The organism is Litoribacter ruber, assembly GCF_018500185.1.
GTDB classification, from domain to species: domain Bacteria; phylum Bacteroidota; class Bacteroidia; order Cytophagales; family Cyclobacteriaceae; genus Litoribacter; species Litoribacter ruber.
Map to the genome: position 1 here is coordinate 233,038 of NZ_JAHBGI010000003.1, position 13,640 is coordinate 246,677.

Here is a 13,640-nt window from a genome sequence, read left to right on the forward strand (position 1 = left end):
GTTTCAATTAAGGTTAAACATCAGTTTTCCACCCTTATAACTCAAATGGGAAAAAGATAGTTCTAGGTCATGATTACATATGCATTTCCTAACTATTTTAGTTAATTTTGCACTTATATTCCACCCTGTGGGATAGGATTTGAATTTAAACCCATTTATATGCGTAACATTAAATTAGTTGAGGTAAGATCGGAGATCGCAGCAGGAACCAGAGGCGCAAGTCTCGGAATTGATGCCTTGAAAATCGCCAGCCTAGACAAGCATTCTAATTTTTTCACCCAGTTTGACCCCATCAATGTTCCAGACGCCAATAATTATCTCTGGAAAAACAACAAGTTTCCTCACGCAAGGTATATCGATGGGGTTCATGAAGTTTTGAACAACGTATATAAAACCATCAAGTCCTTAAGGGCTGAAAAGAAATTCCCAATAGTATTGGCTGGAGACCACTCCACAGCAGCGGGCACAATCATGGGAATCAAGGCTGCCGAACCTGAAAAACGCCTGGGCGTAATCTGGATTGACGCCCACGCCGACATGCATACCCCCTACACTACTCCATCGGGCAACATGCACGGCATGCCGCTGGCCATGTGCATGGGCATTGACAATCTGGATTGCAAAGTGAATGACCCTTCCGAGGAGACAATCGCTTACTGGGAAAAAATCAAAAGCATCGGAGGATCTGAACCTAAAATCGCCCCTGAAGATATTGTCTTCATTTCCGTGAGAGATACCGAGGAGCCTGAAAACTACCTGATCAAGAAACACCATATCTTAAATATTAAGACGGATGAGGTAAAAAAATTGGGGATAAAAGAAACTGCCAAAAAGGCCTTGGAACGTCTGAAGGACTGTGACCAGATCTACATTTCCTTTGATGTGGATTCTATGGACAGCTCAATTTCCGTTGGTACCGGCACACCTGTTCCCAATGGCATCAATGTTGAGGAGGCCATTTCCTTAAATGTAGAGCTTATTAAAGATAAGCGCGTATGCTGTTGGGAAATCGTAGAGGTAAACCCAACCCTGGATTCTGAAAACCTGATGGCTGAGAATGCATTTGATGTATTGGAAGCCACTACCAAATCACTAGAGAAAAACTTTTAATTTTTTATAGCTATAATCACCGCACCGAAAGCGGAATTAATCACCATGACAATTCAAGAACAGATTTTACAAGACATTTCCCTTGCCTTCAAGGCATTGTTTGACCACCAAGTAGAACCTTCCACCCTATCACTGCAGCCTACCCGAAAGGAATTTGAAGGCACATACACTTTTGTGATGTTCCCTTTCTTGAAAGTGACCAAAACAAATCCTGAACAGGCGGGCACCATGATTGGCCAATACTTGAAAGAAAACAGCACTGCTGTGAAAAATTTCAATGTGGTAAAGGGTTTCTTGAACTTGGTGGTAGAGGAAAATCTGTGGGTGGATGTGTTCCAAAAACTTTACACCAAGGAAAAAATCGGGCAGCTTCCCTCCAATGGTCAGAAGGTGATGGTGGAATACAGCAGCCCTAATACCAACAAACCCCTTCATTTGGGGCATTTGAGAAATAACTTTCTAGGCTTTTCCATTTCGGAAATCCTTGCTGCCAATGGCTATGAGGTGATCAAGGCCAACTTGGTAAATGACCGAGGGATCCACATTTGCAAGTCAATGGTGGCCTATAAGCATCTTGCCAATGGGGAGACCCCTGATTCGGCTGGAATCAAAGGGGACCACTTGGCGGGTAAATACTATGTGGCCTTTGACCAAGAATATAAAAGACAGGTAGCTGAACTCAAAGAAAGCGGCCAATCAGAGGATATGGCCAAAAGCATGGCGCCTTGGATGATGGAGGCTCAGGAAATGCTTCGCAAGTGGGAAGCGGGAGATAAAGAAACCGTGGACCTATGGAAGCAGATGAACCAGTGGGTTTACCAGGGCTTCAATGAAACCTACAAGCGTATGGGTGTGCTATTCGACAAGTTTTACTACGAATCCGACACCTACCTATTGGGTAAAGACATTGTAGAAGAAGGTTTGAAGAAGGGTGTTTTCTATAAAAAAGAAAACGGAAGCGTTTGGGTAGACCTGACCGATGAAGGACTTGATGAAAAACTTGTTCTTCGAGGAGATGGCACATCAGTATACATTACCCAAGATATGGGTACGGCCGATTTGAAATACAAGGATTTCACGCTTGACAAATCGGTATATGTGGTGGGCAATGAGCAAGATTATCATTTTGATGTCTTGTTCAAAATCATGAGAAAGCTGGGCAGACCTTACGGTGATGGCTTGTATCACCTATCTTACGGCATGGTGGATCTTCCTACTGGCAAAATGAAATCGAGAGAGGGCACTGTGGTGGATGCGGATGATTTGATGCAGGAAATGATTGACACGGCTGAAAGCCATACCAAGGAGCTTGGCAAAATCGACGGATTCTCCGATGAACAGGCCAAAGAGCTGTATGAAATCCTTGGAATGGGTGCTTTGAAATACTTCTTGTTAAAGGTAGATCCCAAAAAGCGCATGCTGTTCAACCCTCAGGAATCGATAGAGTTCCAGGGAAACACAGGGCCATTCATCCAGTACAGCCATGCAAGGATTTCCGCCATTTTGAGAAAAGCTGACCAAATCGGGGTGGATTTCAAAACTGCAGACTTCACCCAATTGGAAAAAATTGAGACTTCTGAGCAGGATTTGATTATTTTACTCAACGATTTTGAGAAGAAAATCAGACAGGCTGGAGAAGATCTAGCACCATCTATCATTGCCCAGTACATGTTTGATTTGGCTAAGGAATATAACCGTTTTTATGCCGAATTGCCTATCTTTAATGAGGCAGATGCACTGGTTCAGTCTTTCAGAGTAGCACTTTCCAACCAAGTGGCCAAAACACTTAAAGCCGGAATGAAGTTGTTGGGTGTGAGGGTACCGGATCGGATGTAAAAAGCTGTACTAAGTACTATGTACTAAGCAGACTGCTCATAGTATGGTATACTTACGAGAATGGATCTTGATTAATATATGAACAAATTACTTATCCTATTCGCTCTTTTGGCCTTTGGCTGTCAGGGGAATACCTCCACCGCAGAGGACACTGCGGAAACGGTGGAAGCATCGGTGGTCAGTTTAGATGATATGATTATGGCAAAAGAATTTCATGATTTCAAATTGAACGACATTGATGGCAACGAGGTAAATTTTGCCGATTTTAAAGGCAAAAAAGTACTGCTTGTGAATGTTGCATCCAAGTGTGGTTATACCCCTCAATATGCCGAATTACAGGAGCTTCATGAGAAGCATGGGGATGAACTACTTGTTTTAGGATTCCCAGCCAATAACTTCGGAGGTCAGGAACCAGGCACGGAAGAGGATATCAAGGCGTTTTGTACTGAAAACTACGGTGTTACTTTCCCAATGTTCGAAAAGGTGTCAGTAAAAGGTGTTGACAAACATCCGCTTTATAGATGGCTTTCCGACAAGGACATGAATGGTTGGAATGATAAAGAGCCATCCTGGAATTTCTGCAAGTACCTTGTCGACGAGAATGGCGAATTGATCGAATTCTATCCAAGCTCCGTAAGCCCAATGGACAAGGAAATCACCAAGCATTTGGACGCATAATTGCGAAATAAGAACAACAATAAAACCTGCCGGGTCTTGTAAAATCATAGATCTGGCAGGTTTATCTATATCATCAAAAACCTGTATGGTCTAGTTTGTAACAATGGACTTAGCAGGTTTTAGTCTTAATCTACAGTGGAAGTAAAATTAACCAATAAGAGAGAGGCTTGGCTACACGCACTCAGGCTTAGAACCCTACCTTTAGCGCTATCCAGCATCTTAATGGCCAGTTTTCTGGCTTATTTTTATGGTATCTACAGGTGGGAAGTATTTGTGATGGCGGCCCTTACCACTACCCTACTTCAAATTTTATCCAATCTGGCCAATGACTACGGGGACTCCGTCCACGGAGCTGACAGTACCGACCGGGAAGGTCCAATTAGAGCCGTCCAATCGGGAATCATCCCCTTGGCTGAAATGAAGGTTGCCATGTATTTATTTGCTATGCTTTCTTTTTTAAGTGGGCTTTTGCTCCTTTACGTTGCCTTGGCGAGTTGGCTACTGATAGCAGCCTTTGTAGGTCTTGGCCTACTGGCCATTTTTGCGGCTGTCACTTATACTTCTGGCTCCAATCCCTATGGCTATATCGGACTAGGCGACATTTCGGTTTTCCTATTTTTCGGATTGACAGGCGTATTGGGCACCTATTATCTCCATTCGCTTAATATCCACCTGCCAATACTTTTTCCGGCTATTTCACTCGGGCTATTTAGCACGGCCGTATTGAATATCAACAACATCCGGGATATCAAAAGCGATAAGCAGGCTGGGAAAAAATCCATTCCTGTAAGAATTGGCCGTGAGGCAGCAGTGCGGTATAATTGGATGCTGATAATTGGGGGAAATGTGAGTTTGATACTGTACGTTTTTCTTGAAAATGCCTGGGGCGGGTTAGCCGCATTGGTGATTTTGCCATTTATGCTAAAGGTGGGCAGCGGGGTGAGTAGGGAAACTAGCGCTGAGAAAGTGGATCCTTACTTGAAAAAAATGGCGATTTCTACCTTACTTTGGGTTTTGGCATTTGGAGTTGGGGTAAATTTGGTAGAATTATTGTAAATTAAGGCTGTAACACTAAACACAACCTAATGAAAACGATTCTAGTACCCTACGATTTTTCGCAAGAGGCAATCAACGCTTTTGAATTAGCCAAAGAGCTTGCCACCAAAGCCAACTGTAAGCTCAAATTACTTCACATAGTGGAACTTCCCACCACCCAGAGTTTCAACACGATGGGGGAAGTAAATATGGGTGACAATGAGCTCAATAACGTTTTCATGATTGAGCTGGTAGAAAAACGCAAAAAGCAGATAGCAGAAATTGAGGCCCTGCATAAAAATTCCCCATTTGAATTTTCAACCCGCTTGATGTTTGGAAACCCCTATGCCGGGATCAGCAATGAGGTCACCGAGGTTAAGGCAGATTTGATCATCATGGGATCCAAAGGCTCGAGCGGTATTGAGGAACTCTTGATTGGCAGCAATACGGAAAAAGTGGTGAGGCATTCAAAATGCCCAGTGATCACAGTAAAGAACCCTGTCAAGGCAGAAGAAATTAAGAAAATTGTTTTCGCAAGTGATTTCAACGATGAGGAGGATTCCGATATCATCACAGAGCTTAAGGATCTCCAGACTATTCTAGGAGCAGAGATCTGTATGGTTAAGGTAAACACCCCTAGTCTGTTTGAAAACAGCAGGGATTCGAAAAGCAGGATCAAAAAATTCGTGGAAAAGCTGGGGATTTCCAATGTTCAAGTGGAAATATACAACAGCTCTTCTGAAGAAGAAGGCATCATTGAGTATGCAGACGATATCGACGCTAATATGATCGCCATGGCCACACATGGCCGGACAGGCTTTATGCATCTGATCTCCGGCAGCATCGCCGAAGACGTAGTCAACCACGCCAGAAGACCTGTATGGACGATGAGGAAAAGGAAATAAAACATAGAAAATAGTACTTAGATACCTAGTACATGGATTATGGGTAAGAAAAAAAAGAACGATTGGAAAGACAGAGGAGGCATGGTGTACAGCACCAATGAGGACTTTGAGTTTGACCATGGTGGTGATGAGGAAGAAGAAACCTTACCTCCCCAACAGCAGAACCTCAAGGTAATGCTGGACAAGAAATCTCGAGGCGGCAAGCAGGTGAGTTTGGTGGCTGGATTTGTGGGTTCTGAAGATGACCTCAAGGATTTGGGCAAAATGCTTAAAAACAAATGCGGTGTAGGCGGGAGCGTAAAAGACGGTGAGATCTTGATCCAAGGAGACCATCGGGACAAAATCCTTCAGGTCTTGCAGGACGCGGGATATAAGGCCAAAAAATCTGGAGGCTAGGTTGGTTTATGGTTTATGGTTTATTTTTCCGCTGCGCGGAAAGTTTATAGGGTTAAGACCGGAGACGGGAGACCGAAGACAATAGCCAGCACAGTCCTATAGTTTTAACGCCTTTTTCTAATCAGAGAAAGGCGTTTTTTTTTACTTAGTACATAGTACTTAGTACCTGGTACATGAAAAAAAAGCAACCCCAAGTGGAGTTGCCTTTTGATAGAAGAAAAGTTTACTAGTTTCAGTCTGTTCTCAAGTTAGCTGGCCAGAATCCTTCCGGTCCTGTGAGTGTAGTAGTTCCCCCATCACCCCAGGTGTTGGTCCAGTTAAAGGTTAAGTTTGTGCCGTCGTTGCTAACAAAGACGATATCATATGCATCTCCGTACTTATCCGTCCCTGTGAAGCTCAACGATCCACAAGAATCCGATAGCCTTACCGATCCACCTGGAGGTGTATCGCCATAGGCGCAGGCAAATACCCCAAAAGAAACATCCGATACCGAATATTGACCAGGAATGCCCGCCACTGGAGTGATGGTCACCTCACCGGAAACTGATGGGGCGCATCCCGCCGCAGCTGGTACCGCATTGGTAGTAGTGAAGGCAAAAGTACCGCCCAAATCAGATGGACAAACCACGTTTACGTTATACTGGAAAGGGGAATCATAGAAGAACCCCCCTGCCACATCGGAGCTTCTGTTGTTGTTGGAAAAGCGACGCCCTTGGTTGTCCACTAGCACCAATCTCATCTCAAACACATCTCCTCTATTTACATCCGCCGCAGTCATACCCAAGGCACTTAACACCTCATCTGCAGGAATGGTGAAATTAGTCCTCAAGAACCTTGTTCCATCAGCAGGAGCAAAGTCAGCTTGGGAAAGGGTTCTAACAATAGGATCCTCCTGTTCCAAAACTGGTCTATATTCCAATCCTACACCCGGTATCAGCCTTCTGTGCCTAGCACGGATTTCCACAGATTCCACTGTCCCTCCATTTTGCGCATCTACAGCCTCCAGGATCAGAGAGAAACTGGAGTTGGCCGCATCAAATACATCATTGATGTCGTCATAGGAGAATGTAATGCTGCTTCTTTCAATGGTCCGCAGATACGCCCCCGTATCAAAATCCTTATAAGGGATGTTGGGGTCAACGAAATCCACGCAAGAGGCCATCACTCCTATCAAAGCCAGCAATAACCCTTTTGTATATAATATTTTTTTCATCGTTGTTCTATTTAAGTTTAGTCAATGAAGCCATCAGGGTTATTATCCCAAAACACCTTATCTGTAAATGCACGCTGTGAGGCATTGGCATTGGTAGTCAGATAATTGTTCGGATACAGGAATGAGCGAGGGAATGTACCAAAGTTTGGCAGCAAGCCCGGCTGCATGTTATCTGGCTGACCAGTTCTTCTGTAAAGGTTATAGGCCTCCACGCCGTTTCCATATAGGGACAACCAGTACTCTCGCCCGATAACTCTCATTCTTCCTTCACCGGAAGCGGCGTCAAACTGTCCACCTACAAAATTCACGTAGTTGGTAACTGCCGTGGCGAAAGCCTCTGGAGTTTGGAAAGTCTCCACCACCTCAGCCTCATTGGTAGTCAAAGCCCATGACCTCACAAAATTCATATGTTTGGTAATGGCTGAGGTCAAGTATTCTCTTGGATCACCTGTAGTACCCAAGGTTTGAGCAGCTTCGGCCAACATGAAGTCTACGAATGCCGACAGCATGATAGGCTGGATTCCAGCACCCTGGTTACCCAATAGTGGGTTGTTCACTGGAGAGGCAGAGTTGTTGTCATATCTACCACCCGCTGGGTAGAGTCCCCAAACAGTTCTTTCCAAGTTATCCGGTGGAATACCCTCAGGATTCAAGTGGTCTCTACCCCAATAGCCTCTGTTGCCAGGAAGGCAGAAAGGAAAGCCTCCAACCAAATAGTGTGCTGGTGGCAATTCGCTGATACATCTTAATTTATCGGGGTCAGTAGGGTTTGCCGTTACCTGACGATACAAATAGTATCTTACTCGAGGGTCATTGAAACCCTTAAAGCCTTCCTCAGTCAAGTGCCACATGTACCAAGTGGATTGATAATCGTTACCACCTGATGTATAATCAGTAGCAAATCTGGGATGCCTGCTATCAGGGTCATTCAAGCTTGTGCCATACTGGAAGTAAAAATCATCCCCTTCCTGCAGCAATTCTCCACCAGCAATCAATGCGTTGATGGCTGCTGTACTACCAGCTGCATCAATCAGCCTTCTGTTAAGGTGATACTTCAATTCCAAGGTATTTACCAACCTCAACCATCTTGCATAATTTCTACCGTAATACAAATCTGTCGGCTGAACCGGTGGCGCTGGGTCTGTAGTGAAGTTAGCTCTAGCTTCCTGCAAGGCATCGAACGCTGCCTGATAAACGGACGCACCATCGTCGGCCACAGGGCTGAAGTTGGTATCGCTCAGAGCTTCTGACCAAGGCACTTCCCCAAAATGGTCAACCAAAGTCATCAATGTATAGGCTTTAATCGTCTGTGCAATAGCCAAAGTCCGCTCGTTAGGCACATCACCTTCGGCCACTAGCGTTTCGATTAGGGCTATATTATTCAACACATTAACATATCCAGTACTCCATATGGGGTTGAAGGATTGTGGAATCCAGGCCTGTTGGTAGGTATTAGACGGCTGGTTGATCATCCTTGTCAGCCTCATGCCTATATTTCCTGTAGTGTTGAAGAAATCTGCAAAATCAACTTGAACCTGATTTAGCAGGAATTCCGGGGAGGCATTTTCCCTGGTTGGTACGTTTGGATCATCGAGTAGGTCGAGATCGCATGAACTTACCAGCACAAGCGAAAAAGCCATCACTAAACTTAGTATTTTCGATTTCATATTCATGCTCATTTACTGGTTAGAAAGTAAGGGTTAGCGTACCACCGATTCTTCTTGAGCTAGGACCTGTCACAAAGTCAAACCCTAAACCGTTACCCACGCCGAGTCCCAACACATCCGTGTCAAAATTCATGTTTGGTGGAAAATTCAGTGCTCTAAACCAAAGGTTGGTACCGCTGATGGCAAAAGATGCGCGCTTGAATGGTGTACGACCAAGGAGTGTTTCAGGCAAATCATAACCCAATGACAGCTCTCTCAAACGTACCGTACTTCCGTCAAACACATTGGCTTCGTCTGGACCAGTGTGGTAGTTGTTGAAGAAATAATTGGAAGCTGTCACCTGGATATCATTTTGGACATAGTTAGGATCTCCCGCTTCGTTAACCCCATCTTGTTTCACTCCTGGAAGGATAAAAGTCATTTCTCTATCCACCACTGGGTCTTTGGTCACCCCACGCGCCAAGGTAGCGGTAACGGTATTACTCATGATTACCCCTTTATGACGGTATTCCATCATTACATTCAAAGTGAACCCCTTATAACGGAAAGTATTAATCCAGGAGCCAGTCCAAGCTGGGTTAGGATCGCCTAACTCTACCAGTTCTGATGCAGTGCCATAATCCCCTGTCGGAAGTACTACCGGCTGACCTGTGTCAGGGTCACGGATAAACCCGGTTCCCTTGATGATGTTAAATGGTCTTCCTTCGATGGCAAAGTTTCCAAGGTCAGCAAAACCAGCAACCACAATTTCATCCAAACCTCCACCAAGCTCAGTCACCACTGGTCTGTACAGACCAAAGTTTACGATGGATTCCCAGTTGAAACCAGTTGCGGTTTGCAATGGTACTGCAGTAGCCTGGAATTCGATACCTCTATTTCGCATTCTACCGATATTCAAAGCCGTATTGAGGTATCCAGTAGAGGGGTCAATTGGAGCAAAAGTGATTAAGTCTCTCGTGTTCTTCTGATACAAGGAAAGGTCAAATCTCAATCTGTTATCAAATAGAGCCGACTCGATACCGAATTCAACTTCCTCATGAAGCTCAGGCTTCAATTCTGGGTTACCCAATATGGTGCCCAAACCTTGTGTTGGGAATAAAGTCCCCCCCTGCTCAAAACCTCTGGTGTTTTGACCGATGATGGTTCTGGTTCTATAAGGATCAGGGAAACCTGCCGAAGTCCCATAACCAATTCTGAACTTCAAGCTGTTCAAAGTCGAGGAGGAGATATCAAAGGCATCAGTCGGAAGGAAAGACAGGGAAGCACCTGGATAAAGGATTCTTCTATTTGGTGCCTCCACAGTGGATGTCCAGTCATTTCTACCTAGCACAGTTAAGAATAAGTAATCATTATAATCTAAGGTTAACTGACTATAAATTCCCATTCTTCTTTGCTCTTCTGTAAAGTTCAAAGGAAGGTTGCTAAATGGATCTCGAGCAGCGGAACTTTCGAAGTTGGTGTGACGGAATAGGTCAAAAGTCAACTGGCCTACAGATGCAATGCCGTTCTGCTCGTATACGTCGTAACGGTAGTTACCACCTAGCAAGGCACTGAAACCAAAAGCATCACCAAATCTGGTATTGTAGTTAAATACCAAATCCTGGTTCCAAATGGTATTACGGATATCTATACTTCTGAAAAGACCGTTTTGAACGTTGGCGTTGTCAGAAGGTCCTCCCCTATTCAGCATCACTTCTTGGCCTTCAGTATAAGTATCCAAACCGATACGGTAGGTTACCGCAAAGTCATCAGTGAAATCGTAGTTGAGTGAGGTGGAGTTGAAGAACCTGTTTACTCTGGAGGTGTTTCTATAGTATTTTGCAGCCCAAAGCGGGTTTACGATATCGTTACCAGAGCGGAAGTACACAGAGCTCCTATCCAAGGGATTCTCAAATGGTAAGCCCCCCAAATCCACTGAACGCGGTGTATAAAGTACGTGGGCAAAAATGGATGGTATACCACCATCAGGGCCAGAACCAAATGCCGCATTCACAGGTGGTGATTTCACATCTGTAATGGCGTAGGTAAAGGAGGAATTGATCGTCATCCTATCGGTCACCGCAGATGAAACACCCAAGCCAAAATTGAATTTCTCCAACGTGTTGTTAGGTATGAAACCTTCTTCATTGGTGTAACCAAAACTTGCATTAAAGCCTGTACGGTCAGAAGAACCGGACATTTGCAAGGATGTGTTGTGGACATTACCTCTTCTAAAGAAAACTTCACTTGGATCCGGATAAGCTCTAAAATCATACCTTACGGGGTTACCGTCCGCATCAAAAAATTGAGGGAACGCATTTCTGATATTGGCCACTGAGGAGGCAGCTATTGGGTGAGCTACTGTAATGCCTTGATCCAATCTAGGTCCAAAGTTGGAGAAGAAGAACCCTGGCTGCTGCTGGAAACCGTTACCGTACTCCATTCCATACGTAGGCAAGGAAGCCGCCGTGTTCGAGAAGTAGCTTTGGTTAAGCGTGATTTCAGAAGGTCTCCTCTTGGCAGCACCAGACTTAGTGGTAATCAACACCACCCCGTTACGGCCTTGGTCACCGTACAATACGGTTGCAGAAAGACCTTTCAGTACGTTTACACTCTCAATGTTATTTGGATCTATATCCAAAAACCTGGAAGATGTAGTCGCACCACCTTGGTTGAAGGCATTCTGGGCGTTGGTTCCAGAGTTGAACGGCACACCATCCACTACAAAAAGAGGCTGGTTGGATCCGGTCGCAGAGGAGTAACCCCGGATGATGATGTTGGTACCAGCACCTGAGGTTCCGTTGGTGGCTGTGATGTTTACACCCGCCACTTTACCTTGCAATACCCTAGAAACGTCAGCCTCTGGTCTGTTGGCGATCAGTTCATCCCCCACAGTGGTCACCGCATAGCCGAGGGCTTTTTTATCCCTTTCGATACCGATGGCCGTTACCACTACTTCCGATAGCTGCGCGGCATCCTGAGCAAGGGTAATGTTAATGTTGTTCCTGTCTCCGATTGGAATCTCTTGGGTGGTCAAACCCACGAATGAGATAATCAGGACATTGGAGCCAGCCGGAACATTGATCGAGAAATTACCATCCAAATCTGTGGTGGTCCCGATCGATGTCCCTTTAACGAGGATAGTTGCCCCAGGCAACCCCTCCCCGTCCTCTTCGGATATTACCGTACCGGTAACTACCCGCTGCTGTTGCGCAAAGACATGACCGTTGACGGTCATGACGAGAAACGCAAGGACAAAGAGTAAAACTTTTCTCATAAGGTTGTTTATAGTTTAGTTATGGTATAAAGTAAAATTATTTATTGCATTTATCAAAATTTAACATCTTGAGTTCTGGCAAAATAACTAATACCAAATTAAATATTTTGTACAATTTCGGACGGTCAAAAATTGGTTAAAATATATTTATTCTTTAAATAGTTATTTATTACCCCATATTTAGGTATAGACGGTAAATTTTTATTTTAATTGGTTTTTTCTCAAGAGGGTGTTTATTGAGGGTTTATAGTGATAAAATTTCCAGATAAGATTCCAATATCTGGAAATTTAGCTCCCCATACGGGGATACCTATTTTAAGGAATAGTACTTTTCAAGTTAAATACATCAATTAAGCAGAAGCATCCTCAAATTAAAAAGTGCCTTCATTTACAAACAATCGGCATTTTATGAGATTTATATGTACTAAACCGCTATGCGTTTTGAAAAACCAAATCACTTCCTTAATTTTGGCACAGATGAACAAGAAAGACACACATATTTCCACTTTCACTTTTCCAGTGGCTACTGCCCCTGTTCATCACTTCCATCATTCCTCTTAAGAGGAATATTATTTACATATCGCCCCCTTCGTGGGCTTAAGCTTAGCTTTTGTCCCTTGTCTTTCCAACAAAAGACCCCCTAATCCAATTTTACAATTGATCAGATAAAATCCTTATGGAGACCATTATTCGTATAGCCGTCCAAAAAAGCGGTAGATTAAGTGAAGATTCCCTCGCCCTGCTAAAAGAGTGCGGCATTAAGTTTTACAATGGTGGCGGAAAGCTAAAATCCCCATCCACCAATTTCCCCATAGAATTCCTGTTTTTACGCGATGACGACATCCCTGGCTACGTGGCCGATGGTGTAGCAGATATTGGAATTGTTGGAGAAAATGAACTGGTGGAGAAAAACAAAGAGGTCAAAACCCTTCATAAACTTGGCTTTTCCAAATGCCGCCTTTCCCTCGCCATCCCAAAAAGTCAGGCTTACGCAGGGCTGGAGTACTTTAACGGAAAGAACATCGCCACTTCTTACCCCAGGATTCTGGGCAACTACCTTTCAGAAAATAACATCCAGGCAGAAATACACGAAATATCCGGCTCTGTAGAAATCGCCCCTAGTATTGGTTTGGCTGAGGGAATTTGTGATATTGTGAGTTCGGGTTCTACGCTTATGATGAACGGGTTGAAGGAGGTTGAAAAAATCTTCAACTCAGAGGCAGTACTTATCAGTAATAAAGACCTGACCGCCGAAAAACAGGCCATCATTGAGAAGTTGCTTTTCCGCATCAATGCCGTGCAAACCGGAAAAAGCAACCGTTACGTGCTTTTGAATGCACCCAATGAATCGCTTGAAAAAATTACAGCTTTGATCCCTGGAATGAAAAGTCCCACCATTCTTCCTTTGGCTGAAGAAGGCTGGTCCTCGGTTCATTCCGTAATTCCAGAAGATCAGTTTTGGGAAGTTATTGAAGAATTGAAGGGTGCCGGGGCCCAAGGCATATTGGTAGTACCGATTGAAAAAATGGTGATTTAACGCATAA

The 13,640-nt window shown here is 44.3% G+C and carries 10 protein-coding genes; 7 read left to right on the forward strand and 3 right to left on the reverse strand.

Features of this window, described 5'->3' with window-relative positions; all coding sequences use genetic code 11:
- Nucleotides 1-159 precede the first annotated feature (159 nt).
- The 6 genes from KIH41_RS05515 to KIH41_RS05540 all read left to right on the forward strand — a co-directional run bounded on the left by KIH41_RS05515 (nucleotide 160) and on the right by KIH41_RS05540 (nucleotide 5,960).
- Nucleotides 160-1,110: an arginase gene (locus tag KIH41_RS05515; protein ID WP_213943967.1), complete on the forward strand. Its 951-nt coding sequence runs from the start codon at nucleotides 160-162 to the stop codon at nucleotides 1,108-1,110.
- 45 nt (nucleotides 1,111-1,155) lie between these two features.
- Nucleotides 1,156-2,946, forward strand: a complete 1,791-nt coding sequence (argS, locus tag KIH41_RS05520; RefSeq protein WP_214161793.1) for an arginine--tRNA ligase — start codon at nucleotides 1,156-1,158, stop codon at nucleotides 2,944-2,946.
- Between the two features lie 78 nt (nucleotides 2,947-3,024).
- Nucleotides 3,025-3,624 carry a glutathione peroxidase gene (locus KIH41_RS05525; RefSeq protein ID WP_213943965.1) on the forward strand — a complete coding sequence of 200 codons (600 nt, stop codon included), beginning with the start codon at nucleotides 3,025-3,027 and terminating at the stop codon, nucleotides 3,622-3,624.
- A 135-nt stretch (nucleotides 3,625-3,759) separates the two neighbouring features.
- The gene (locus KIH41_RS05530) at nucleotides 3,760-4,680 is read left to right on the forward strand and encodes a 1,4-dihydroxy-2-naphthoate polyprenyltransferase (protein ID WP_214161794.1); all 921 of its coding nucleotides are present in this window, start codon (nucleotides 3,760-3,762) and stop codon (nucleotides 4,678-4,680) included.
- 29 nt (nucleotides 4,681-4,709) lie between these two features.
- The gene (locus KIH41_RS05535; protein WP_213943963.1) at nucleotides 4,710-5,564 is read left to right on the forward strand and encodes a universal stress protein; all 855 of its coding nucleotides are present in this window, start codon (nucleotides 4,710-4,712) and stop codon (nucleotides 5,562-5,564) included.
- Nucleotides 5,565-5,603: 39 nt separating this feature from the next.
- The gene (locus KIH41_RS05540; protein ID WP_213943962.1) at nucleotides 5,604-5,960 is read left to right on the forward strand and encodes a translation initiation factor; all 357 of its coding nucleotides are present in this window, start codon (nucleotides 5,604-5,606) and stop codon (nucleotides 5,958-5,960) included.
- Between the two features lie 232 nt (nucleotides 5,961-6,192).
- Here KIH41_RS05540 and KIH41_RS05545 read toward each other — a convergent pair whose 3' ends face one another.
- From KIH41_RS05545 to KIH41_RS05555, 3 genes are read right to left on the reverse strand one after another with little or no spacing between them, the layout of a single operon-like run.
- The gene (locus KIH41_RS05545; RefSeq protein WP_213943961.1) at nucleotides 6,193-7,173 is read right to left on the reverse strand and encodes a hypothetical protein; all 981 of its coding nucleotides are present in this window, start codon (nucleotides 7,171-7,173) and stop codon (nucleotides 6,193-6,195) included.
- A gap of 17 nt (nucleotides 7,174-7,190) precedes the next feature.
- On the reverse strand, nucleotides 7,191-8,840 hold the full coding sequence (locus tag KIH41_RS05550; RefSeq protein ID WP_214161795.1) for a SusD/RagB family nutrient-binding outer membrane lipoprotein: 1,650 nt from the start codon (nucleotides 8,838-8,840) through the stop codon (nucleotides 7,191-7,193).
- Nucleotides 8,841-8,859: 19 nt separating this feature from the next.
- Nucleotides 8,860-12,096: a SusC/RagA family TonB-linked outer membrane protein gene (locus tag KIH41_RS05555; protein ID WP_214161796.1), complete on the reverse strand. Its 3,237-nt coding sequence runs from the start codon at nucleotides 12,094-12,096 to the stop codon at nucleotides 8,860-8,862.
- A 676-nt stretch (nucleotides 12,097-12,772) separates the two neighbouring features.
- Here KIH41_RS05555 and hisG point away from each other — a divergent pair.
- Nucleotides 12,773-13,633, forward strand: coding sequence for an ATP phosphoribosyltransferase (gene hisG, locus KIH41_RS05560; protein ID WP_213943958.1), 861 nt, complete (start codon nucleotides 12,773-12,775; stop codon nucleotides 13,631-13,633).
- Nucleotides 13,634-13,640: the final 7 nt, after the last annotated feature.